15 protein-coding genes are annotated in these 24,444 nt (G+C 42.5%); 2 read left to right on the top strand and 13 right to left on the bottom strand.

All coding sequences use genetic code 11. The annotated features are described in order from the left end of the window. Positions 1-8 precede the first annotated feature (8 nt). The 5 genes from INE92_RS18055 to INE92_RS18035 form a co-directional block, all read right to left on the bottom strand. Positions 9-1,094 carry a glycoside hydrolase family 5 protein gene (locus INE92_RS18055; protein WP_004298400.1) on the bottom strand — a complete coding sequence of 362 codons (1,086 nt, stop codon included), beginning with the start codon at positions 1,092-1,094 and terminating at the stop codon, positions 9-11. A gap of 59 nt (positions 1,095-1,153) precedes the next feature. After that, entirely contained in the window at positions 1,154-2,326 is a 1,173-nt protein-coding gene (locus tag INE92_RS18050) for a glycan-binding surface protein (RefSeq protein ID WP_211421208.1), read from the bottom strand. A 29-nt stretch (positions 2,327-2,355) separates the two neighbouring features. Further along, a complete protein-coding gene (locus INE92_RS18045) occupies positions 2,356-4,119 on the bottom strand; it encodes a RagB/SusD family nutrient uptake outer membrane protein (RefSeq protein ID WP_212702073.1) in 1,764 nt (587 codons plus the stop codon). 12 nt (positions 4,120-4,131) lie between these two features. After that, entirely contained in the window at positions 4,132-7,383 is a 3,252-nt protein-coding gene (locus tag INE92_RS18040; protein WP_004298393.1) for a SusC/RagA family TonB-linked outer membrane protein, read from the bottom strand. Between the two features lie 119 nt (positions 7,384-7,502). After that, positions 7,503-8,480 carry a glycoside hydrolase family 5 protein gene (locus INE92_RS18035; RefSeq protein WP_117809046.1) on the bottom strand — a complete coding sequence of 326 codons (978 nt, stop codon included), beginning with the start codon at positions 8,478-8,480 and terminating at the stop codon, positions 7,503-7,505. Positions 8,481-8,791: 311 nt separating this feature from the next. On the opposite strand from INE92_RS18035, the gene INE92_RS18030 reads away from it, so the two are divergent. Then, positions 8,792-10,789, top strand: coding sequence for a DUF2961 domain-containing protein (locus INE92_RS18030; RefSeq protein WP_008770544.1), 1,998 nt, complete (start codon positions 8,792-8,794; stop codon positions 10,787-10,789). On the opposite strand, the gene INE92_RS18025 is transcribed toward INE92_RS18030, so the two are convergent. After that, positions 10,786-11,775 (bottom strand): calcium/sodium antiporter, encoded by a 990-nt coding sequence (locus INE92_RS18025; RefSeq protein WP_141408604.1) that lies wholly within the window; start codon positions 11,773-11,775, stop codon positions 10,786-10,788. The genes INE92_RS18030 and INE92_RS18025 overlap by 4 nt on opposite strands. Positions 11,776-11,902: 127 nt before the next feature. On the opposite strand from INE92_RS18025, the gene INE92_RS18020 reads away from it, so the two are divergent. After that, entirely contained in the window at positions 11,903-13,759 is a 1,857-nt protein-coding gene (locus INE92_RS18020; protein ID WP_004317084.1) for a mechanosensitive ion channel family protein, read from the top strand. Positions 13,760-13,964: 205 nt separating this feature from the next. Here the strand turns inward: INE92_RS18020 and INE92_RS18015 are convergent, their stop codons facing one another. The 7 genes from INE92_RS18015 to INE92_RS17985 all read right to left on the bottom strand — a co-directional run bounded on the left by INE92_RS18015 (position 13,965) and on the right by INE92_RS17985 (position 24,431). Further along, entirely contained in the window at positions 13,965-14,897 is a 933-nt protein-coding gene (locus INE92_RS18015) for a metallophosphoesterase (protein WP_004317085.1), read from the bottom strand. A gap of 167 nt (positions 14,898-15,064) precedes the next feature. Continuing rightward, complete coding sequence (locus INE92_RS18010) at positions 15,065-17,875, bottom strand: TonB-dependent receptor (protein WP_008997600.1); 2,811 nt, start codon at positions 17,873-17,875, stop codon at positions 15,065-15,067. A 191-nt stretch (positions 17,876-18,066) separates the two neighbouring features. Then, positions 18,067-18,555, bottom strand: a complete 489-nt coding sequence (locus tag INE92_RS18005) for a hypothetical protein (RefSeq protein ID WP_004317088.1) — start codon at positions 18,553-18,555, stop codon at positions 18,067-18,069. Positions 18,556-18,575: 20 nt separating this feature from the next. Beyond that, positions 18,576-19,229 (bottom strand): hypothetical protein, encoded by a 654-nt coding sequence (locus INE92_RS18000; protein ID WP_004317090.1) that lies wholly within the window; start codon positions 19,227-19,229, stop codon positions 18,576-18,578. 47 nt (positions 19,230-19,276) lie between these two features. Further along, the gene (locus INE92_RS17995; RefSeq protein WP_009038869.1) at positions 19,277-20,467 is read right to left on the bottom strand and encodes a class I SAM-dependent methyltransferase; all 1,191 of its coding nucleotides are present in this window, start codon (positions 20,465-20,467) and stop codon (positions 19,277-19,279) included. 69 nt (positions 20,468-20,536) lie between these two features. Further along, positions 20,537-21,316 (bottom strand): M15 family metallopeptidase, encoded by a 780-nt coding sequence (locus INE92_RS17990; protein ID WP_009038870.1) that lies wholly within the window; start codon positions 21,314-21,316, stop codon positions 20,537-20,539. Positions 21,317-21,527: 211 nt separating this feature from the next. Continuing rightward, complete coding sequence (locus INE92_RS17985) at positions 21,528-24,431, bottom strand: DUF6493 family protein (RefSeq protein WP_032850984.1); 2,904 nt, start codon at positions 24,429-24,431, stop codon at positions 21,528-21,530. Between the last annotated feature and the right edge of the window lie 13 nt (positions 24,432-24,444).

The following is a 24,444-nucleotide window of genomic DNA, read 5'->3' as shown; positions in this document are numbered from 1 at the left end:
TATTCTGATTATTGTTGTGTACTTTTATATTTCAGGAGCGTGCTTAATTGCGGACGATCCTGTGTGTAATTATTGGTCGGTTGGACAGATAAGGGATAATCACCCCATCGTGGACCGGCAGACCAGTAAGTTCCGTTTATTCCATTTTCTTGTAGATATTTAAGTGCTGCATCAAGAATATCCATCCAACGGCCGTCAGTATCAGGTATACCATATTCACCAACGAATCCACGTTTATTATTTTCTTTCAGCCAGTCAACAAAAGGTTTCAAACGAGCCACCCCTGTTTGAACGGTTGCACCATCTTCATCATATCCTTTATTATAGTTTCCGGAAGAATCCGAATCGAAATATATATGTGCCTGGAATATCAGGTTATTACTTGGATCTGTAAGAGTTTTCAGATTGTCACTGCATTCTTTCCATCGTCTGGCAGAGCTGAATTCGTCTCCGCTAACTATGATGGTCGTTTTAGTATCTATAGTGCGGATGGCATTAATGCAGGCTTGGGCTATGTTAACCCATGGTGTCGATGCCAGCATTTCGTAGGGCTCATTCATGATGTCGTAACCCCAGATATTTTTATAGTCTTTAAACTCTTTTGCCAGTTTCTTCCATACGTCACAGAAATTGTCAACAGTGCATCGTGCATTACCAATGATTGCATATTGATTATTTTGTGAACTTTGACCGTCGCAATATACACAATATCTTCCAAAGTTATGCATATCCAGAAGTATCTGTATGTTTCTATCTTCAGCGGCTTTGACGAATTTCTTCATTTTTGCCAGCTCTGTTGCATTTAATTCCCCATTCATTGTGGGTTGTATACGTTCCCAACGAAAAGGAAAACGTACCAGATAAAGGCCTTTGGCTTTAAAGTAATCCAAGTCTTTTTCTGTGGGATAACCATAGTGGGTACCATCCACCCCCGGATACACATTCCCAAATTCAGCTCCTGACAGGTTAACTCCAAAATAAGCTGTTTGTTTGGTTGGTTGAGGCTCATCACTATTTTCTTCTTCGTCTGATTTGGAACAAGATGAAAATAGAAGTGCTACAATCGTTACTAATGAAAATAAGTCTTTTAGCATAAATCGAATCTTTTTGATTATGAGGGAACGCCCATATTAAAGCGTTCCCTTTTTTATTTTTACTTATGAACAAATCTGAAATTACACATACTTAAATCAAAATCCTGTGCAGATTCAGGAGAGAATATGATTTTGAAAGCTGTGTTGGTACTGGGATCGATGGAACTGGGCAACAATGATTCTGTGTCAGCACTGATCCGTACTGTTTGCCATCCGCCATAAGTATTGACCGGAATTCCTCCTTTGGAAGGATACCATCCATAATCTCCTAAGATGATACGCGCTTGGACTGATATCGGGAATTTAGCTCCAGTACAGATTTCAAATCTTAAATCGTATGATGAAAGATCTGCGGCTACTTCTGCTGGTACAGTAATATATCCGGCCCACATCACCATCCATCCCCAAGCGTTCACGGAATTATTGAATCGAATATATTTTCCTCCTTCTACTAATGGTTCCGGTTGTCCTTCTAATGTGCCGTCACATAAGAAATTTTTCGGGGCATCAGGGAATTGGCTGGAATGTGTAAAAGCACCGCTTCCCGGCCAATTATTGAAATCAAAAAGTTGAGATACTCCCGGATCCATGTATGTGAGCTTGTATGCTTCATCCATATTGGCTCCTTTTATAGTAAGGGTAGATTTTGGAGTGGCATTTGCCGGGATTTCTATTGTCAGTTCTGTACGAGTGGCATCGATTACATTTACCGGTAAATTACCTAGATTAACAATTGCTTCTTCGATTGTAATACCGTAAAGGTCAAAGTTGTCACCTGTAATAACTGTCGTATCTCCTGGTTGGGTAAATTCATTCTTGAGTCCATTGATTGTTAAATCAGGGATGGAAACAACAAAAGGAATACTTAGTTCTCCGTGTTTGGTTGTAATATAAATCGTGTTTGTCACTTCTTTAGGAAGTGCACGAGGAATAGGTGCGAGAAGCATATTGTAGGTCGAATATACCTCCTTGCTGTCCACTTCGATATCATTGAATTTTAGAGAGGTGATGTCTCCAAGATTTGTTCCCTCAATTCGTACTACTTGTTCGAAATTCGCTCCCTCAATGGGAAATTCAGCATCTGTTGCCAAAGCAACTTTGTCTACAGTCGGAGCACCTGTTGACGGTTTGTTTTCTTTGGCTTTCAGATCGTCGACTTCAACAATATCCGTACAGGATGTTAAAGCAAATATGGATGCTGCGATTATTGCAAAATATTTTATTTTCTTCATAATCTGTTTTATTACATGGTTATAAGTGATTAATCCCAGCCAGGATTATTCTCATTAATTCCTTGGTTCGTCAGGATTTCAAGAGTCGGAATCGGGAATAGCAGATGTTTACTGGAACGTTGTTTTACGTTATTGGCTTCATCCATTCCGCCTAGAGCATTCATTGCCTGCAAATAAATTCCCCAACGTATTAAATCCCAACGACGATCGCCTTCCAAGGCTAATTCCATTGCACGTTCTTCAAGGATTGCAGAACGCAGGCGGGTTTTATCTGTAAAGTTTGCCAGTTCTTTACCTGTTGCGTTACTACGGGTGCGGACATCATTTAAAGCGTCTACCGATTCTTTTGTCGGACCATTTAATTCATTAGCTGCTTCTGCAAAAATTAGAACAACATCAGCATAACGTAAAAATGGGTAATTGGCATCTGTACGAGGTTGAGTCTGATCGGCTATTTGTTGTGAATATTTAGTGGTGAAAGCAAAGAACTGTTCTGAACCTGCTTCATCACATCTCCATCCGGAGGTTACTTTAGGATTATCGAACGGAGGCTCTTTGGCTTCAACCATACGTTGCCATTTCCCGAAGTTCGGATAGTATGAACCACCACCCCAACTTGTATCGGAGTTCTGACGTATCCAACAATGCAACACTCCTTTGTCCACGCGGTAGTCTTTTTCTTCAAACAATAGATACCAGTGTTTTCTACATCCTACCGTTAAACTATTGTCTATGTTTCCTGCTGCATTGAGTCTGCCACAGTAGTGCGAGCTGAATAGTGTACCGTATAATTCATCACCGGATTTAGTTTGTAAACCGAATAAGTGTTCACTACAAGTTTTGCCGGAAGGAGACCAAATCAAATCATAGTCCTCAAGTTTGTGTGTCCCATATTCTCCTCCGATTACATCTCCCGCAACTTCGTAGGCCAGTCTGTAATATTCTTGAGAAGAAAAGCTTTCGTAACCGGCAACTTGATCCTTGGAGAATGTTGTCGGAACAGGTTCTGTATACACTTTGGTCATAGTACCATTTACATTCTGCATAACAAACGGTGCACCGGTTTTTACTGTTATTTGTTCTCCGGTAGACATGGAAGCAGAACCGATAGTTGCATATACTTTGGCTAACAAACCTGCTGCAGTTGCAGCACAGACTCTTCCGGGTTTAAAGCCATTATCTGTGTTTTTATAAATCATATCTTTAGCATCTTTAAGCAAAGGTATGATTGTTTCCGTGTAGACTTGTGCAATCGGAATACGCGGATTGTTAGTATATTGTCCGGATTCGTTTACACTGACCGAATAAATAGGGATAGCTCCATAAGCACGTACCAAGTAGAAATATGCCCATGCTTTAAGAAAATAACATTCTCCTAATGCATTCTTTTTAAATTCTTCCGATACATTCTGCATCTTATTGATTTCAGAGACCGCTATATTTGCCCGGTTAATCAACGAGTACATTCCGGTCCAAAGTACATCGGCCTGTCCGTCACCTCCCTGGAAGTTACCACTTCCAAACTGGCTGAACTGCCATACTGCACCGGAAATATAGTCACAGTCATAGTCCAGCGGTCGTGGGAAACTACCGTATCTGAACATGGCTTCGTGTAATGTATTATATACTCCTGTTACCCACATGTCGGCACCATTATCAGAATCCTCAACATCTTCAGGGACAATGAAGTCGAAAGGCTTTTCTTCGATCATACTTTCGCATGATGTCATTACTGCTCCGGATAATAGGAGACTGGATGCCATCAGATATATGAATATATTTTTCTTTTTCATCATTTCTTGAGATTATAAAGTTAATTTAAAACCTATTGAATATGTTCTGCTGCTCGGGTATGAGAAAATATCAACTCCTCTTCTAGAAGCGTCAGAACCAAAGGCGTTTACATCCGGATCAAACCAACTATAACCTGTAATCGTGAATACGTTTGTTACTGTACCGAAAACAGACAAATTGCTAATACCTTTTATGACTGAACCGAAATTGTAGTTTAAGTTGATTGTTTTTAGTCTGAAGTAAGAACCATCTTCTACATAACGATCGGAGAGTTTCATGTCACGAGTCATTGCAGTAGTGACGCGAGGCCATCTGGCGTTAGCTGCATTCTCTGGTGTCCAGCGTGAATCATAAGCATCTTGAGTGATGTTTGCAATACTGCTCATTCCGATATTAGTCAAGTTTCCGTTAAAAATATCATTTCCATGAGTTCCTTGGAAGAACAATCCCAAAGTCAGATTTTTCCATCGCAAATTGGCGTTCAAACCATAAATAAAATCAGGATTGGTATCACCGATGATGGCGCGGTCTTCTGACGTTATTTTTCCGTCATTGTTTTTGTCCAGATATTTGATTTCACCGATCATTCTGCGAGCCTCATCATCAGATGCTTTAGCATATATTGGATCTGCACGGACTTCTGCTATATTATCATAGAAGCCGTCTTCTATATAGCCGAAGATTGTTCCGATAGGTAGTCCGTTTCTTTGCAGAAATACTTCTTTGGCACTATACCATAATTGGTTAGCATATTGGTCAGCTGTTAAACCTCCGATTTCATTTTTATTAAAAGAGATGTTGCCGTCGAAGTCTAGGCTCCAGTCTTTTTTATCTAATGCAATGATTTTACCAGTTAGTTCAAGTCCTTTGTTTTTTACATGGCCGAAATTCGTCCACATTGTAGTATAACCAGTACTGTTCGGTATAGATACATTTTGTAGCAGGTCATTGGTTTTCTTGTAATAATAGTTAGCGGATAAACTAATTCTGTTATTCCAGAATCCCATGTCGAGTCCGACATTATATTGATCGGTTGTTTCCCATTTGAGTTTATCATTCAAAGGACCTTTGTAAGTTTGTCCTGCAAATCCGCTGCTTAATGTTCCGTCCAGAGGGTAATTGGATGGTGCAAGTGAAGCGATAGTCTGATAACTGCTGATAGCTTGATTACCGGTTTGACCGTAGCTGAGTCGCAACTTTAAGTTACTGAATATATTCAGGTTTTTGATGAATTCTTCTTCCGATATGGTCCATGCTACTGCTCCTGAAGCGAAGTTCGCGAATTTATTTCCCGGAGCGAAACGACTTGAACCGTCACGACGGAATGATGCTGTGAAAATATAACGATCCTTGAATGTGTAGTTGGCACGTCCTAATAAAGAGACTAGAACTGCTTGTCCTCGATAGCTGGCCGGTGTTTCAATATTTAATGCCTGACTCATATCGAAGTCTTGTGTGATGTCAGTCGGGAAGTTGGATGCATTCATTGTTTTTCCACCCCAGTCCGATTTTTCGTAAGTGAAACCGGCTACTACATTGAGATGATGTAACTTATTAAGTGTCTTATCGAAAGTAATCAATGATTCTGCTGTTAAGTTTTGCCAGAAATTATCACTTTTACCAGCACGTCCGTTGGATGCTTTACCTTCTCCTGTTTCACGATTGTAGTAACTTGCGCGATCGTTTACTGAATAACTGATACCTAGATTCTGACGGAATTTCAAACAGTCGAGGATTTTAATCTCGGCAAACGCAGAAGTAAATACATTGATTGACTTCAGCTCATCTTTAGCTGTATTAACGTATGTACGTGGATTGGCTGACAACCATGCATAAGAATCATCTTCTGTCTTGTCTCCTACATATAATGTCGGTAAATAAAGCATGGCAGAACGGATGATACTATAATCATAAGAATTTGACTTGGCAAACTTAGTTAACGAACGGGTGAAGTTGATATTTAGTCCCGTATTTAACCAAGGTTTCACATGGCTTCCGATGTTGGCACGAACAGCAAAACGTTCATAACCAGAATTCTTGATAATACCTGTCTGGTCTGTATAGTTGCCTGAAAATGCATAGTTGCTCTTTTCATTTCCTCCTGATACACTAAGATTGTATTCCTGTGTTAATGCATCTTGTAAGATCTCGTCCATCCAGTTGGTGCCTTCTACCCATTCTTTATTGCCGTATTCGTCTTCGCGATAACCCGGATTGAGATAATCTTCCGGTGAAGCATAGTATTTACCGGAATTGGGAACGATTTTATCGTTCTCGTCGCGACGGTAGTTCCATTTACCACGATAAGGAAGGTATGAATAAGGAAGATTGTCATAAGCAGCTCCATTGATTACACCCTCATTTACATAATTAGCATAGGTGTAAGCATCCAGCATTTTAACCATTTTGGCTATTTTGGAAAGTCCGAAATTGGCCGAGAACTCAACTTTAGCGTCTCCGGCACGACCTCTTTTAGTGGTAATCAATACGACACCATTCGCTCCGCGAGAACCGTAAATGGCTGTTGCAGAAGCATCCTTTAAAATGTCGATTGATTCGATGTCATTAGGGTTGATCAATGACAGAGGATTAGTGGTGGAGTTGTTGCCCTCGTTGGCTTTACTGCTTGGAGTATCTCCTACCTCAAACGGAATACCGTCGACAATGTAAAGTGGTTGTGAATTTGTAGAGAATGAGTTAGCACCACGTATGGTGATACTTACACCTGAACCGGGAGCACCATCACTCTGGTTTACTTGTACACCAGCTAATTTACCTTGTAGGGCTTGGGAAATGCTGGTCGGGTTACCAAGCATCAAGTCATCACTTTTAATAGAAGCAACGGCTCCGGATAAATCTTTTTTCCTCATTGTACCATAGCCGATAACTACTACTTCATCCAAAGATTGAGTATCATCTTTGAGTGAAACATTGATTGTTTTACGGTTTCCTACAGTGACTTCTGTTGTTTTATAACCGATAAAAGTATACTGAAGAACAGATTTTTGGCTTTCTACTGTTATAGTATATTTACCATTTAAATCACTGATGGTACCATTGTTTTTTTTAACTCCTAACTCAACAATATTAACTCCGGGAAGAGGTTCACCTTTACTGTCTGTTACAGTACCTTTAATTTCAATACCTGCTGCTGATGCAGCTGTATTTATCATCCAGAACATAATCAAAAAGAGCCAGACTCCTTTTGATCCTTTTAGCATCCGCACTTTTGAGCGGGGAAAAGAAAAGAGATTCTTTTTCATTTTTATCAAATTTAAAATTAACTTTAGTATAAAATCTCGTACATTTATTATTGATGCAAAGCTAGTAAATAAGGAATGTAAATTATTGACGTTATTTGCCTAAAACTGATATTATTTTATCATTCTTTATTTTTATAAATATGTGAGTTGTATTGTCGGATAAACTTACGGCTTTGACGTCCTGCAGGTTTTATTAAAGACTCGTCCCATCCTCCGTTTTTGTTTGCTCGCGGAAGAATCATGGAGCAAGTTTCGTTCTTGTCTGAAATGGACCAGTTAACCCAGCTGATCTTTTTGCTTTCCAGCCATTCTACCCAACGAGTCCATTCGGGTATATCTAATGGGCCATCGCCAGTACATTCCATGCCTGCACATTCAGACACAAAAATGGGAATTCCTTTTTCCCATGCTGCTTCAGCTCTATCCCGTAACTCTTGTTTATGAGTGGCGGCATAGAAATGGAGGGTATACATTATATTATTGAATCCTTCTAAAGGACTTTCTGCTACCAGGTGTAAGTCTTGGTCCCAGTGTGGGCTGCCTACAAGAATAATATTATCAGGATCATATTTACGTATTTCAGAGATAATATCAGTTGCATATTCTTTCACACTTTCCCAACTGTCTTCCATAGGTTCGTTGTATATTTCATAAATAATATGAGGATATTTTCCGTATTTCTGTGCCATCATTGAGAAAAATGCTTTTGCTTCTTTTTTTTGTGGATAATAAGTATGCCAGTCGATTATTATATAGAGGTCGTTTTTAATTGCCGCTTTAATCACTTTATTCATGCATTTTAATGCAAATTCCGGATTTTCAATGTAGTTGTCTTCAATAACTGTTCCCATGGCGGCGCGTAAAACGGTACATTTCCAATCTTTTTTCAACCATTTCACAGATTGCTTATTGTAAAATCTGGGCCATAGGTTGTGCCAGCCATAACTAACCCCTCTTAATACAATAGGGTCTCCGGTTTGGCTGCATAATTGATTACCTTTTACTTGTAGTTGTCCCCATTGTTTTACAGGATCTTTACTGTAACTGAATAATGATATCATGGAGAATAAGGTGATAAACAAAATGACTTTCTTCATTTTCATAATAAATTAGGTATAACATATAAGATGGACGTTGCAAAGTAAGCACAAAAAAAATATGTAAAAAAGTGCTTTGTTATCATATACTGATACTTTTCTTACTATTTATTTAAGGCAAGAGTATATTACCTTATTATATATATACAAAAAAGATTAAGCCGGAAAATAAATATGATAACAGATGGCTTGAAGGTTAAAATAGTATATTGATTTGATAATAAAGTGGTTGTATGCTTATATAAGTTGCCGTACTTTTATGAATTAAATTTTATAGATAGATTCATGTTTTATTTTATATTTATCACCTTATGAAAAGAAGTATTTTTTTAGTTTGTTTTGTTGTTTTCGGGGTTGTGTCATTGTCGGCAATTGGCTCGATAGTCTCTGTAGCACAGTCGGGTTGGCAGACTGATAGTATATCTTATGGTATATCTCGAATGGTTGATATTGCATCTTTGCCCCTGTTAGATCGTGGAATCTCTGTCCATTATGAAGGTAGTATTGATAAAAGAGGAAAGAATGCCGACTGGGACTGGAGTCTTTACCAGGATCAACGTGGAGAATGGGTAATATTTGATGTTGATGGTCCGGGATGTATTTATAATCTTGTACAACATCGCTATATGAGTTCAAGTGATCCGCTCTTCCGTTTTTATTTTGATGGAGAAGAAACACCTCGTTTTAGTTTACATTTATCTGAATTCGGAGAGAAAGAGCCTTTTATAAAACCTTTGGCTGAAAGTTATATTGGCCCGTTTGATAACGGAAGAGGGCCCATACGTGTTGCACGGAGTTTTGTTCCAATGCCGTTTAACAAGGGATGCCGTGTAACTACCGATGTGAAACTGGAAGGTTATGAAAGAACCAAAGGTGAAGGAGGTTGGGGACATGTTGTATACCACACTTATGCGGACAATGGTATCAAGACCTTTACCGGGAAGGAGAATTATGATACTTTGATACAATTATGGAAGAAACAAGGTAGTAATCTTTTGTGCAAAGATCAATTGGCATATCATCGTAAGTCGGAACAAAAGATTAATGCTGGCGAATCCATTACTTTATTGGATGAAAAAGGAGAGGGAGCTATTGGTTCTTTAAAATTTTATCTTCCGGAGATTAATGAGCAGCACTTGCAGGATGTATGGATTCATATGTTTTGGGATGCTCATCAGCAACCCGATATTTCTTGTCCTTTAGCGTGTTTGGGAGGCAACTCTTTGGGCTTTCACGATACCAACTATTTGCTGTCAGGATATAACACAGACGGTTGGTTTTATAATTATTTTCCAATGCCATATTGGAAGCATGCGAAGATAATAATTGAAAATCGTAGTGGCGTTCCTGTTTCTTTAGGATTCTCAGAAATAGCTGTTTCCAGGTCGGTTTATCCCACATCTAATACCGGATACTTTCGTAATACACCATATTATACCCGAAAACATGTGGCAGGAATAGATAGTCCGATAGCTGCTATTCAAGGAAGAGGGAAGATGGTTGCTGCTCATGTTACATGTCATGCCGAACGTTCACATATCATTTCTTGCGAGGGGGATGTTCGTGTATATATTGACGGCAAACGAACACCACAAGTTGAGAGTGACGGTTCTGAAAGTTATGTTTGTTATGGTTGGGGATTTCCGACCCCGCCTGAAGTGCATCCAATGGGAGGGTATGACGGTCTTTCGGATAACCCATGGTCTATGACTCGTTTTTGTATAGGCGATAGTTATCCTTTCTATTCAGAACTGAAGTTTGGAATAGAGTCGGGCGAATATAACAATCAGTATTTGGAACACTCGGGTACTATATTCTATTATGGTCAAGATAAAAATGTACTGGTGAAAACTGATAGTTTGGATTTAAACTCTTCTCGTTCTATTAAACGGCACTCTTATAAAGCTATGGGTAATGTACGCAGAACAAAATTGGAAAGTTTCTTTGAGGGAAATGAGGATCGTATTTTATATGTAGGAGAAACCGTCCGGTTTGAAAGTTTTAGTAGTTTTAGAGTGAATATATCTTCTCAAAATGAAGGAGTGCGTTTGCGTAGGTTGAGCGACCAAAACGATGTTCGACAAGCAGCCCGTGTTTTTGTTGATGGTGAAGAGGTTACAGAACGTTTATGGTATGTAGCTGATAGTAACCCTTATAAACGCTGGCTGGAAGATGACTTTGAAATTCCAGCCAAGTATACTAAGGGAAAGAAATCATTAAATATTCGTATCGTACCAGTTTCTATGTCTAAAGAGGGAAAAAATACTTGGAATGAAGCTGAGTATCAGGTGTTTTGTTATAATAATTAAATATTATAAATCAATACCACCGTGTACGCCACATAACAAAGTATCATAATCCCTCCTTCGATTCTTGTGATAGTCCTTTTGGCAAAGAACAGCCCGAATAACCAGAGCAGGATACCGGAACCTACTAGCGTAAACAGGTCGAAGTTGGTAATTCCGCTAAGATGGAGAGGAGTGATGCTGGCGCTACATCCCAGTACAAAGAATATATTGAAGAGGTTACTACCGATCACATTTCCAATGGCAATTTCCGGATTCTTCTTTAATGCGGCAACGATAGACGTAGCCAGTTCAGGAAGAGAAGTACCTCCTGCAACCAGTGTCAATCCGATAATCGATTCGCTGACACCCAGGTTGCGGGCGATGCCTGTGGCGCCGTCAACAAACAACTGACCTCCAAAAATGAGGGCAGCCAAACCTCCGATGATATAAAGAATGGATTTCCACCAGGGGAGTGATTTGATTTCTGTCTCCTCTTCTATGGTCGGAGCTTCTATCTGTCCCGCCTGTTCTGTTGTGCTCGGCTTGGAGGCGATGGCAAAGGTGTAACCCATGAAGATAACAAAAAAACAAAGCAATAATAAGCCGTCTACTCTGTTCAGGATATTCTCCGGAGCTTTATCCAGGAATACATCATTGGCACAAATCAGCAAGACAATAGAAGAAAGTATGCAGAGTGGTATCTCTTTTCTAAGTGTATTGCGGGTGATGACAATCGGGGCGAATAAGGCCGTGCAGCCCACAATCATCAACGTATTGAAAATGTTACTTCCCACCACGTTGCCTATGGCAATATCCGCGCTGCCTTTGATGGCAGAAGATACACTGACCGTCAGTTCCGGGGCAGAAGTGCCGAATGCAACGATGGTAAGTCCGATCACGATGGGAGGGATATGAAAACGCTTGGCTACCGAGGCGGCACCGTCTGTTAATCCGTTGGCTCCTAGAAGAATGAGGATTAATCCCCCGATAAGTAATAATATATTCATGCTTTTTTCTCTTTTAGTGGCAAAGATAATCAATTTGGAAATGGTAATGTCAAAAACAATCCGTATGTTTGCTCTGTTTTTAATGAAATGTTAGATTAACCTTAATTATAATCAAGGAATATAAGGTATGGAAATAAATAAAATAAAACGGTCGTTACTGGTGTTGTTCTTTTCTTTCCTGGCAATCGGGGCGCAAGCACAGTTGGAACAGGCGGTTAAGAAGATATTTGCCGGAGATACAATAACGGGCGGACATGTTCCTTTGAAACGGGATTCGGACTCTATCCATCTGGTAAATATGCAGAAATCATTGGAAGAAGCCCGGCTCAATGAGGCGAATATGAGGATGGAAATGGAGCAGATGAAACTCCAGATGGCTACCGCCGACTCCGTAAAATATGCACAGCAACGACAGCGTATCGACTCCCTGCGGCAGTTCACAAAAGGAATACCGGTAGTGGCGGACGGTGATACCTTATTTTACCTTTTCACCAAACGGGGTGGATATACTCCCCAGCAACGTGCCCAAATGACCGGTGCGGCAATTGAAGAAATAGGAAGACGCTTCAATCTACAACCCGATTCTGTGGCTATCGACCATTCGGACATAGTTTCCGATTTGATGTACGGCAGCAAAGTATTGCTTTCTCTTACCGATCAGGATGCCTTATGGGAAGGAGTTTCCCGTGATTCGCTAGCTAAGGAAAGACAGCAGAGTGTCATTACCAAACTGCATGAGATGAAAGCCGAGCACGGACTTTGGCGAATGGCAAAGCGTGTGCTCTATTTTGTGTTGGTAATTACAGGACAGTATTTCCTGTTCCGCTTGACCAACTGGTTGTTCCGTAAACTGAAAGCGCGTATCCTGCGCCTGAAAGACACGAAGATAAAACCGGTAGCCATCCAGGGATATGAATTGCTGGATGCGCAGAAACAGGCGAATCTGTTAGTATTCCTGTCCAGTATCGGGCGGTATATACTGATGGGATTGCAGCTACTGTTTACCGTACCGTTGATTTTTATCATCTTCCCACAGACAGAAGGACTGGCATATCAACTGTTGGGCTATATATGGAATCCGATTCGCGGTATCTTTGTGGGTATTATCGATTATGTGCCCAAACTGTTTACCATCATCGTCATCTGGTATGCCGTGAAGTATTTGGTACGTCTCGTCTTGTATCTGGCACGTGAAGTGGAAGCAGGACGACTCAAAATCAACGGCTTCTATCCGGACTGGGCGATGCCGACTTTCCATATCGCCCGTTTCCTGCTCTATGCATTTATGATTGCGATGATTTATCCTTATCTTCCGGGCTCCGATTCCGGTGTGTTCCAAGGGATTTCGGTATTTGTCGGATTGATCGTTTCGCTCGGATCAAGTACGGTTATCGGTAATATTATTGCCGGACTGGTGATTACTTATATGCGTCCGTTCAAGATGGGCGACCGGATCAAATTGAATGATACCACCGGAGATATCATCGAAAAAACTCCTCTTGTCACCCGCATCCGGACTCCTAAAAATGAGGTTGTGACTGTTCCCAATTCATTTATCATGTCGTCTCATACAGTAAACTACAGTACTTCAGCGCGTGAATATGGATTGATTATTCACTCGGAAGTATCTATCGGTTATGATATTCCCTGGCGGCAGGTTAATCAGATACTGATTGATGCTGCGTTGAACACTCCCGGAGTGGTGGATGATCCGCGTCCGTTTGTGTTGGAAACTTCGTTGAGCGACTGGTATCCGGTCTATCAAATTAATGCTTATATCAAACAGGCAGATAAGATGGCACAGATTTATTCGGATTTGCATCAGAACATTCAGGATAAATTTAATGAGGCCGGCATTGAAATTATGTCACCGCACTATATGGCAGTTCGGGATGGGAATGAATCGACAATTCAGAAAGGCGCTGTGAAAAACAGCGGTCCTGCGAAGACAGCGGAGCAGGGTGATGTATCGGAAAAGGCATAGAGTTACGTCCCGATGATGATTGCGCATCCGGAGAACACTAATAAGATGAAGTAAGTAGCTGACTATTGGTTGGCTGCAAACGTATATTATCCCACAAAATAGGTTCAAGGGTAATTATATAAAGAAGCGTCCCTTTCATCGCGAAAGGAACGCCTCGGGTTGTGTGTTTTTTCACTGAGAGTAGAATTTATATCATCAAGAGAATTTATTTCTTTCGGGTCACCGTATAAAGTATATTCCCTTTTTTATCTATCATACGAAGGTTGAGCTCTTTTTTGTCGATAGAGCAGACAGAGAAACCCGGTTCGGGGCTGCAGAACTTTGTACCTTCGATAGGTTCCACTTTGCGTGCCAGTGAGCCGGAGGAGTTAACGACATAATCGATGTCACTTCCCGGAACCCGGATATGCTGGAAGTTATGGATGTGTCCGCAGATGTACATATCTACCTTGTGCTTGCGTAAGATGGTGTCAACCCGTTTCTGCATGTCCAGTCGTTCGCTTTCCTCTTTGGGAGTATAAGCGTAGATGGGATGGTGTCCGGCTACGATAACCCAGTCTTCTTTTGCATTGGCAAGCACAGATTCCAGCCAGGATAGTTGCTTGTTGACATCCTGTTTGCAGGCATCGGGATATTTATCACTTTCCTGGCGGTATTTCTCAATCAGAGGAGTCGTGTCAATCCAGACGATGCGGATGGTGGCACCTTTCTCTTCGAATGTTTGGGTGTAATAACGGGCGGGCATTGTCCAGCGGCGGCTGATATGGGTGTAATCCAATACGGCTTGCGTGTTTCCGCGATATTCATGGTTTCCCAGGATAGGGAACCAGTCGATCATTAGTTCCGGATGGGAGTAGATTAATTCGTAGTTGGTCATCCACAAAGGGTCGTTCACGCTGCGAACTCCTTCGAAGTGATGGACATCTCCGGTGGCCAGAACAAATTCAGGACCGATCTCTTCGCCCATCGTACCCATTAATTCGGCTATTGGCTTTTGGTCGTAATATCCGTTGCGGCCTAAATCATTCGCTACGTAGAAGTTAAACTTCTTGTCAAATATAGAGTAGTCCGTCAACTGTGCCTGAACGAATGTACAGACGGAGACTAATGCGAGAATCAATAAACTCTTAATTTTCATATTCATATTCTGTTGTATATTAGTTGTTTATATATAGATAGTTATTCTGAATCTTTTGGCTTGTTGGTTTAAAAGGAAGAGAACGTTTCTTTTAAACCAATGCTCTGTTCCTTTTAAACCAACGGGGGCTTCCTTTTAAAGGAATGAATATCGTTGTTTGGCTCGCATCAGAAGTTCACTTTTACGCCGGCGTTTATCTTTACACCGTAGTGTTCAGACTGCATGGTACGGTCTTTAGTGCCCTGATAATAACGCAATGGTTGGTTCAATAAGTTGGTAGCATCTGCGTAGAATGTTGTTTTGAACTTCTTGCCGAATGTATAGCTTGCGTTCAGGTCCATATAGTTCACGGCATCATAGTAACGGTCTAGTGCGGCAACTTCTCCCATTTCGTCGATAAAGCTGGATGCAAAGTTGTAGGAGAGACGTACGTTAAAACCTTTCTTTTCGAAGTAGAGTGAGGCGTTTGCCGTATGTTCGGGAGAACCGGGTAAGGAGAGGTCTTTCTCATTTTCGCGCCCTTCGAAATTGAAGTTGTTCACTTTGGTGTGAGTGTAGGTGTATGTACCGTAAAATCCGATGCATTTCAATGCCGGAGCGATGAAGCTGAAATCACGTTGATAAGCCAGTTCCACACCAAGCAAGTCGGCATCACCTGCGTTTTTGGGTTGGGTGAACTTCTTGTATTCATTGTTTTGGTAGGTATAGTCACCAATCACCTGATCGACAATGAAATCGTTGATTTTCTTATAGAAGATACCTGCACTGACCAGACCGACGCTCTTGAAATAGTAATCGGCACTTAAATCGAAGTTGTATGAGAGGGTGGGAGTCAGGTCAGAATTACCCATCACGAGTTCATTGTCGCTGCGGTTGATATTGACACATGGAATTAATGCGGAATATTTGGGGCGGCTCAATGTTTCTGTGAAAGAGGCGCGAACTTTGAAATCATCGGTCACATCGTATTTCAATAATACGCTGGGGAGCCAGTTGACATAGTTGTTTTTATGATCTCCGGTCGGTTCAAGCGTTTCGTTTTCCTCTTCATCCACCATCCAGTTCCAGCCGTCGTATTTGATATGAGTGGCTTCCATGCGGAGACCCAGCATCATTTTTAGTTTCTTTCCCAGGTTTTGGTCGAAGCGGAAAAAAGCGGAAGTCACATTCTCTTTAGCATGATAGTTGCCGGAAGATTCTTCGAGCACCTGTTCACCCTCCATGTTTTTCAGGTCGAGCGAACCCAGATATTCTTTGGATACGAAATCGGTGGCTTTATACTGATTGCCGGGCATGAAGCCGTCGCGAATCTCACTCGTGAGGTTGTCCATATACGCTGTTTTGTATGCATCCTTGTAGGCGTCTGCGTAGTCGTAGACGGTTACATCGCGATTTTTAGTCTTGGATGCATATTTGGCTCCGAATTTCAGGCTGTTTCCATAGATTCCGTTGGCCAGCGGCAGTTCGAAATCTACTTTGAACTTCAGGTCTTTTTCGTAGATTTCCTGGTTGCTTTCGGTTAGTTCTTTCACTTTCCATTTTCCTCTTTCACCGTCCACTTCTCCGTTGTGCAGGTTTACATCGGTTGTCACATACGGAAAACGGCCGCCTGCATCCACGATGTCAAATCCGAGAAAGTCTTGTTTCAGATTGAAGTATCTTTCGTTCGGACGGTCTTCGCTGGCACGTGCGTAAGAAGCTCCCCAGTTCATTGACAGTTTGCCGAACTGATGTTCTCCGCCCAGGCTGAAATCCATTGTCTGTTGCAGTTCCAAGCGGGCGTTTTTGTTGTTGGGAGTACCTCCCTTAGTCTCTATTTGGGCAGATTGCTGCATTTCGCCTTCATCGTCCGGTCCTGTTTTGTCGAGGTCTTTGTAGGTGACGCGATAGCGGTTTTCCCAGTCGTGACGGCGGTTGTAGATGCCTTGCAGTGTCAGTCGGTGATTCGGGTTTATTTCGTAATCGAAAGCCAGTGAGTAGCTTTGGCGTTCACGTGTCACGTAGTACTGGCGTTTTTGTGCTTCTACCATTACTACTTCTCCTTTCTTATTCACATCGTATTCAAATTCTACATCATCCGAACCTACCGGAGCATTTTGATAAGAAACGGCTGCCATCATTCCCAATTTGTCGTTGAAGAAGCGGTCGCCATAAGTGAAACCCAGGTTCAGTTGGGCTTTCTGGCTAATCCAGTTGTATCCGGTTCCTGCTGTGGCACTGATGGTTCGTTTATAAGGAGTACTTTTAGTAATCAGATTGATAGAACCGCCAATGGCATCTCCATCCATATCCGAGGTGACTACCTTGCTTACTTCGATGGTTTGTATCATATCGGCAGGAATAAGGTCGAGCTGCACATTACGTGTGTCGCCTTCGGCAGAAGGGAGACGGTTGCCGTTGATTGTTACAGAACTAAGATCGGCCGAAGTTCCGCGTACTTGTCCGAAGCGGGCTTCTCCCTGATCGTATTGTACGTTAATACCATTGATACGCTTCAGTGCGTCTCCGATATTGGAGTCAGGGAATTTACCCACCTGATCGGCTGAAACGACATTGGTGATCCCTAGTGTGTTCTTCTGCGAGTTGATGGCGCGGCGTTGCCCCTGAAAAGCTCCGCCTACTACTACCTCTTGCAGTTCGAGTCCTTCATTCAGGATTACGTCTTTTTCGAGTGTCTTTCCGGCCGGAATGGTGATTTTCATTTCAACGGGTGAGTAGCCTACGTAGCTTACTTTTACGGTGTATGTGCCCGGAGTAAGATTGGCGAAAGTATAATAACCGTTGACATCACTGGTCACCCCGGTATGTAGCTTTTCGATATAGATGGATGCTCCCGGAAGGGTCTGTTTGGAAGTATCTACGATGCGTCCGCGGATAGTGCCTTGTTTGACTACGTTCACTTTTTCTTCTGCGAAAGTGTTACCGCTTGTGCTCATGACCAAAAGAACAAATGAGACAAATTTCAAAAATCGTTTCATAAATGTTAGCGTGCGTTAATTATTTGCTGCAAAAGTAGAGGGTTGACGTTTCTTACTTTTTACAGTTGGTTGAAGAACGCGTAACAAATATGCTACGTTTGTATTACAGCTTCCGGAACCGGTGATTGACGGGTTTTCTATCCTGGGAAACTATGGATTTTGCGGAAATGCATAGGCTGTATCAGATTATATCAGGATTGGGCTCCGGTATTACTGTTGTGTTCCGTATAATGAATATCAAAACGTCCGTTAGTCAGCCGTTTGCCGTTACCGAATGTGACACTGATAATTTTCATTTCTGTGTCGAAACGGCTTATGAAAGCTGTTCCGTCTTCCAGCTCTTCTCTTCCGAACTCTATATCGGTAATCGTTGATTCTTTGCCTTCTTGGGGCGATAAAATAGTGAAAGATAGATTGATACCGGGCTTTACGGAAACACTAACAGAGAGTTTGTCTTCTTCTGTGTAATAGTGGAATGAATCATACGTCCATACATACGAGTGTCCCCAATTCAGGTATCGCCCTCCCACATAAATCCAGCCGTCCATCAGGCAACCGAATGTGTTGGCTCCTGTAGTGGTGGCAGAAGGCAAAACGGTGATGTCGATCGATTCATCTTCCGTTTCTTTACAGCTCCAGAGGCTGATGATGGAAAAGAGAATGAGTATATATTTCTTCATAGTGCTTTTTTTAGTGGATGTTAGAAATAATAGGATAATCCCGTAGTGATGTTTAGTCGCGTGAGGTTGACATCATCATTTGAATTGAGTTTTACAGTAACCTTTTCTTCGTGATAGTAAGTCCTTATTCTAAGTAGCTCACTATACATATATTGTACTCCTAAACTGACTCCCAGGTTGGAATTCAGCTTATAGGTAAGATTGGCATTGGTGAGGAGACCGATAGTGAAGGCTCTCACTTTTCGTGTGTTGCCGAATACCTCGCTGTTGTTCCGCAGAATGACTCCGCCGGGACCGGTTGTCACCCGGATTTGCCAATGTTTGGTATTGGCATTACACATTCCGATTTGCGTGCCGATGAAATGAACCCATAAATGGTCTTTTCCTTCAGGATGGCTTCCTTTGGAAGAAAATCCGGTGTAGATTCCTCCGAAGATAAAGCGTTTGAGAGGACGGAAATGGTATTGTCCATCCCAGCTTACGCCTTGTGCAAGTGTACGTTGGTAGCTGTGGGTACTTAACGTTAGTGTGGGAGGATTATGAAACATCACACCGTAGCCGGCATGGAACGAGAACTCATGTCGCTCAAAATCTCTCTGTGAGAAAAGTGGAGTGTGACAGGACAGAGTGAATACGATTAATAATAGAATCGCTTTTATGGGTGTTTGATTCATCTGAATTAGTTTAGATTGTGTTTCTTTTCGCAAAAATAGCAAATAGTTCAGACTTTCTCACAGCGGATGATAACTTTTTGTCCATTATTTAATGTGCTGGCAAATAAGTAGGTATCTCCTCCCTCTGTCAGATGGAGCCGTTTGCGAAGTTCGGCTACTGTGGCGGGAAAGTTGCGGACAGTCACATTTGCTTTTTTCAGGTCTGCCAGATTCTCTTTTACTTCTTTTTTATTGAAACTGCACTGGTTGACAATCCGGAAGATTCTTCCGGGGAAGTTTTCAATAAAAGTATCGGAGGTATAAAGATGACTGTTGGGATGCAGTTTCCGGACGGGGTAGGCTGCGGCAATGCTGCGGAAGGCACCGGCTTTCAGAAGAGATGCATTCGGTTCGTAAAGGTAATCGCCTAAAGAATCGGTATAAGTACATTGGCTACGCTGCTCCTGTTCGCGGGTGAATACGAAGTGCTGTTCTTCTTGAGTCCCTTTCGTGAAGAGGTTTACACAATGAATGGTGATTTCCGCCGGTGATGTTTGTCCGAGTAGGATGAGTAGTTCCTTACATTCGTTGTTGACGGATAGGATATGAACTTCCTGTGTATGTTTCAGCTCTTTCAGTGCCAATGAAAGATCGAGCATGGGAGAGAGTTTTATCATTATCCGGCTGGCTTTGCTAAGCAGAAGATCTTCAAGCTCGGCTACGTTCGGTTCGCAGTCGGCGATGGAGACCGTTTTTCCGCCGTGTTCATTGCGGCGGGCAGGGTCGAGGAAGATACAATCTACGGGGGACATTGTTTGCAGATAGGCTACTCCATCCTCATTTCTTACGTTTATATGGTTTAGATTCAGGATGGGAAAGTTGTGTGCCGCTATTTCACAAAGCTCTTCCTGGCGTTCTACATAAGTGGCGGACTTGAATCCGGTGGCAAGAAAAGAACAGTCTATGCCGAAGCCTCCGGTGAGGTCGGTCAGCGAATCTCCCTGAAAAAGACGGGCTTTGTAGCGGGCAGTGATTTCAGAAGAGCATTGCTCTAGCGACAGATGTTTCGGATACCATATCTCTTCTATTTCTCGCCATGAAGGAATCTTTTCGGCGGCAACCTGTCTTCCTGCAATTTGGGTGATGGCAGTCGGCATATTTATATCCGGATACTTTTTAGCTTGTAAAGCTAGTGTACGTACATCGTCCGATGAATGTTCGCGGATAAAAAGTTGAGTTTCGGGGGAGATTTGTATCATGGCGTTATTGTGTTATAGGATATTACAATGAATCGTTGAGCACCGGTTATGATCTTGCTGAGCGCCGATTTATGGTATTAACTTATATTTCTGTCTGGCTACATCCCGGCTGCAAAAATTGAAATGCCACCACTCGCTGGGTAATGCACGAAACCCGGCTTCTTTCATTACTTTTCGCAGCAGTATCCGGTTCTGACGTTCTGTTTCACTCATTTTTCCGTTATGTACCAGTTCGTTTTCGTTTGTGATGTGTGCTTCCACACCTAAATGGTCTACTTGGGTTCCCATAGGTAAAGGCTGCCCTAAAGAGTCTTGAATACTGATGTCTACTGCCAGTCCGTAGTTGTGTAGTCCGCCTCCACGGTTTGGGTTAGAGACATATTTGTATTTGGATGTTCCTTTCACTACGTTCCACATCTTCTTTTGTACCGACATGGGGCGGGCTGCATCGTAAATGATAAGACTATAAGACGGGTGAAGCTCTTTCAAGGCTTTTTGTGCTTCTATAAGAGCGTATGCCGCATCCGGATGCAAATAGGCTTCCGTTAAGTTGTCGTAAAGCACTTCGCCAGTGAAATTATCAGCTTGCGTATACATTAACTTAACAACGAGGCTGCTATCCAGATCGGTTACGTTGACGAGTCCCAGTGAATCCATGTAGAGAGCCATTGCGCTTCGCTTTGGCGGTGGCGGTAAGACGGTGGCACTTTCTTCGCCGGATTGCATATCGTCCGTCGTATATTCATATTCCGTCAGGGCGGGGTTCTCCTTTTCCTTTTGGCTGGAAAAGAAGGAGCATCCTGTCAGCAGCAAACAGAAGATAGCTAAACTATATTTTAGAATAATCATTCAACCTTTTGTATTTAGTGTGCCAAAGATACTTCTTTTTGGCTTTTGCTCCAATAAGCTACCTTTAAATCCTGATTGTTTAAGTGGTCAGGTCGTGCCACTATATTGGCACAGTTATGTCTCTACGTTGGCACAACTTTGCCACTTCGATGGCACAGCCGTGCCAATACGGTGGCACAAAGTAAGAGATTAAGTAGTTGCAACAATCTTCTTAATGTTGGATATTAGCCACTGCTTTCTTCAGATTAGCGCCCCCTTTCCAAACATCCAACAGGTGCAAAACCTGTTCGTCTTTGGCTTTGCTGTGGTTGATTGATAACAGTTCCGCATAGATCTCCAACAACTTCTTTAAATCTTTGATCGGCTTCTCCGGAAGTCCGGTCAGCATTGCTACGATTAGATTCTCCAATTCCCGGTTGTGCAGGGGACTGACATTCATCATTTGTTGCTGTATCAGGTCGGTGAGTCTTTTCAGCGGTCCCCAGCCGGTATGTTGATGTGAACCTAAGATTTTACCTATGCGCTTACTGTCTATGCATCCTTTGCCGACACGGTCTATCCAGATTTCGGCGGCATAAGAACGGGAAGTCTTATCTGCTACCAACATACAACTGGCTTCCAGTATGTAAGACGCCTCATGCCAGGTGTGTCTTAACTGATGAAGTGCTTCGATGGTGGCTTTGGTGATGCCTATTTCCCTAACCTCATTTAACATCGGATCGTAAATGGCACTGCGGATACACCATACTAATAATGGTTCCGGCATATTGGGAGTTAACCATGCTAAACGTGGCAAGTCATTTTGTATATCGTCGAAGCGCTCTATCAGCGGATACATTTCGACCACTAACGGATGCGAATCGTATGAATGGTAACTGATTCTCTCATTATATTCATCTTTATTGACGACATGAGAGTTTTTGCTTTCCGGAATATCGAAAGTAAGAGTTGCGGAGGTCCATTCTACTACTTGCTTGTTGTAATCGGTATATGAGTGAGTACGCAGATAAGTTCTCCACGTAAAGTTTCCAGTCAGGAACTCGCGTGGACCTTTATTGTATGAGAAATCTTTGAATTCGGAGTAGATTGTTTCCGGCGACTTGATTAGTCCTGCTGTCATCCACCAGGAAGGATGGGTGAAGGGTGCTTGAGGGAGTGCGTTTTCTGCTCCCAACAAGAAAGAAAGTAAACGTTGGTATTCTCCCTTTAAGTCTTGAAGGAGGATAGGGAGCTCTTGTGATGAATCATCCAGTGCCATTCGCGAGAGTGCCGTTTGCATATCCATATCGTCTGGCTCGGCGTTTGCCTGCTGATATTGTTTTAATCTTTCTATCAGGGTTGCCGGGGCAATAAACATAGGCATATGGGTGGGAGTGGACAATAGGGGTAAAGGTTTCTCCTTACTCTCCAAAAGATCTAGTGTCCGGCATAATAGCTGCTTGTGAACAGGGAATTTCTCTTTTTGGTTCGTTTTCTGACGGATGGTGAGTTTCTGCAGATTACGATAGTTCCATTTACCTTTCTGCAGTTCGTCTTTCTGTACCATTTTCTGATGCAAGTCACTTAGCTCTTTTGCTTCTTTAGGGAAGCGTTTAACCAGTAGCTTTGCATAGTCAAGGAGGAAAGTTGCCATTAGTTGGTCTAATAGGCCGTTTCGTGAACTTCCTCCGCTTATCAGTAGTTTGTAAGCGCGTTGAAGGATGGGTGTCCATTGTGAGATTTGTTTTGTGTCTTGTTGATGGTCCCATTGCACTAAGGCGCCGAGGAGCAGGTCGAAATGATAGATCTCGTTCCCATCCAGCACTTGGCTGGCAAGAAATAGCAGGTCTTCGGGGGAAGCAATTTCCTGTATTCGGTTGTCCTCACGGATGATGGGGAGTATCGGTTCATACATGAAAGAGGCGGAATTGTTGTCGGGCTGTCCGAAGTGTGCGGGAGTCGCCTTATTATGGGCAGAAGTATCGTCAGACTCGTTATTCTCCAGATAAGCCTTCAGTTCTTTTTTAGTGTTTGCCAACATCGTTTCTGTATATACGGAGAGTGCTTCTCTTAATGTGGCAGATTCCGTCTCTCCATACGCCAGGATCAGTTTGACTATTTTGCTTTGAGTAGATTCTTCCCGGCTCATCAACCCTTGTGCGGCAACACAACAGATGGCGTCACGAAATTCTTTTCTTTCTTTTGCCAGTTTATTGAGTACGGCCAATGTGTTTTGGTGAATTGCCTTCACATCTGAAGCGAAAAGAACGGAAGTCTGACTTAGAAACTCTTCGATCCGAAATTGCGGATGATTGCATAAGCCCTTCAGCAGTCCGAGCATGATATTGACCGGGCGGCTGTGAGGGGCGGACAGGACGGCTAATATTTCCGGTTGTAACGCGAGTTGTTCTTCTATGCTGGGGGTAAGTGCGGTAAACATGCCTGCAAACCAGCCGCATAGGTTCTTGTTCATATTTCGGTTGACAGCGAGCAGAGATTCTCTTAATACACGCATACGGTCTAGTTTCCCGTTTTCGATAAGATATTTGTAAGGATAGTAGGGGTGTCCGCCATTTCGGTTATCCATCCAGTTCTGTCCACAGTCGTACTCAAAGAGATACCAAATATGTTCTTTAAGTGTGATTTCGCGTTTTTGCAGTATAGCAGTGGTGTTGATGTAGCTTACCAGATAACCCGCAATGGTTTGTGGAGAAGGTGTCACAGTAAGTATTCCCTGCTCTATCCAATCCATCAGGACTTCGTAATCCATTCCGTAGAAACCGCCGAATTCTTTGCCTTCACCTTCTTTGAAGAAGCTGTCGAGCCAGGAGGGGACGTACCACGGGATCAATTCATTCAGTTGCTCGGTGTTGATTCCCCATTGGTGTTTACGGAATTCTTTCAGCGAATAGATAACGAGAGCGGTAAGATTGATGATACGATGCTGTGCGGAAGTCCCCCGTGTACCGTATGTGTTCTCGTTAAGTTGCACGAATTTACTGTAGTATTCTTCCAGTTTGTTCAGGCGGGGTACCAGGCTCTTTCGTTCTTCCTGTGTGAGTCCTTGCAGAAAGGGGATGATGGCATCACCCTGTTGCTTTTCTACTATTTCGTTGAGGCGTTCTTCTAGGGTCATAATCATGAATTAA

This window comes from Bacteroides xylanisolvens (assembly GCF_018289135.1).
In the GTDB taxonomy this organism is placed as follows: Bacteria; Bacteroidota; Bacteroidia; order Bacteroidales; family Bacteroidaceae; genus Bacteroides; species Bacteroides xylanisolvens.
Note: the sequence above shows the minus strand (reverse complement) of the source record. Positions and strands in the feature narration are given on the sequence as shown.

What these genes read in the sequence shown, in the direction of transcription:
- INE92_RS18055 (WP_004298400.1), bottom strand. Translation starts at nt 1,094, where the DNA reads ATGCTAAAAGACTTATTTTCATTAGTAACGATTGTAGCACTTCTATTT.
- INE92_RS18050 (WP_211421208.1), bottom strand. Translation starts at nt 2,326, where the DNA reads ATGAAGAAAATAAAATATTTTGCAATAATCGCAGCATCCATATTTGCT.
- INE92_RS18045 (WP_212702073.1), bottom strand. Translation starts at nt 4,119, where the DNA reads ATGAAAAAGAAAAATATATTCATATATCTGATGGCATCCAGTCTCCTA.
- INE92_RS18040 (WP_004298393.1), bottom strand. Translation starts at nt 7,383, where the DNA reads ATGAAAAAGAATCTCTTTTCTTTTCCCCGCTCAAAAGTGCGGATGCTA.
- INE92_RS18035 (WP_117809046.1), bottom strand. Translation starts at nt 8,480, where the DNA reads ATGAAGAAAGTCATTTTGTTTATCACCTTATTCTCCATGATATCATTA.
- INE92_RS18030 (WP_008770544.1), top strand. Translation starts at nt 8,792, where the DNA reads ATGAAAAGAAGTATTTTTTTAGTTTGTTTTGTTGTTTTCGGGGTTGTG.
- INE92_RS18025 (WP_141408604.1), bottom strand. Translation starts at nt 11,775, where the DNA reads ATGAATATATTATTACTTATCGGGGGATTAATCCTCATTCTTCTAGGA.
- INE92_RS18020 (WP_004317084.1), top strand. Translation starts at nt 11,903, where the DNA reads ATGGAAATAAATAAAATAAAACGGTCGTTACTGGTGTTGTTCTTTTCT.
- INE92_RS18015 (WP_004317085.1), bottom strand. Translation starts at nt 14,897, where the DNA reads ATGAAAATTAAGAGTTTATTGATTCTCGCATTAGTCTCCGTCTGTACA.
- INE92_RS18010 (WP_008997600.1), bottom strand. Translation starts at nt 17,875, where the DNA reads ATGAAACGATTTTTGAAATTTGTCTCATTTGTTCTTTTGGTCATGAGC.
- INE92_RS18005 (WP_004317088.1), bottom strand. Translation starts at nt 18,555, where the DNA reads ATGAAGAAATATATACTCATTCTCTTTTCCATCATCAGCCTCTGGAGC.
- INE92_RS18000 (WP_004317090.1), bottom strand. Translation starts at nt 19,229, where the DNA reads ATGAATCAAACACCCATAAAAGCGATTCTATTATTAATCGTATTCACT.
- INE92_RS17995 (WP_009038869.1), bottom strand. Translation starts at nt 20,467, where the DNA reads ATGATACAAATCTCCCCCGAAACTCAACTTTTTATCCGCGAACATTCA.
- INE92_RS17990 (WP_009038870.1), bottom strand. Translation starts at nt 21,316, where the DNA reads ATGATTATTCTAAAATATAGTTTAGCTATCTTCTGTTTGCTGCTGACA.
- INE92_RS17985 (WP_032850984.1), bottom strand. Translation starts at nt 24,431, where the DNA reads ATGACCCTAGAAGAACGCCTCAACGAAATAGTAGAAAAGCAACAGGGT.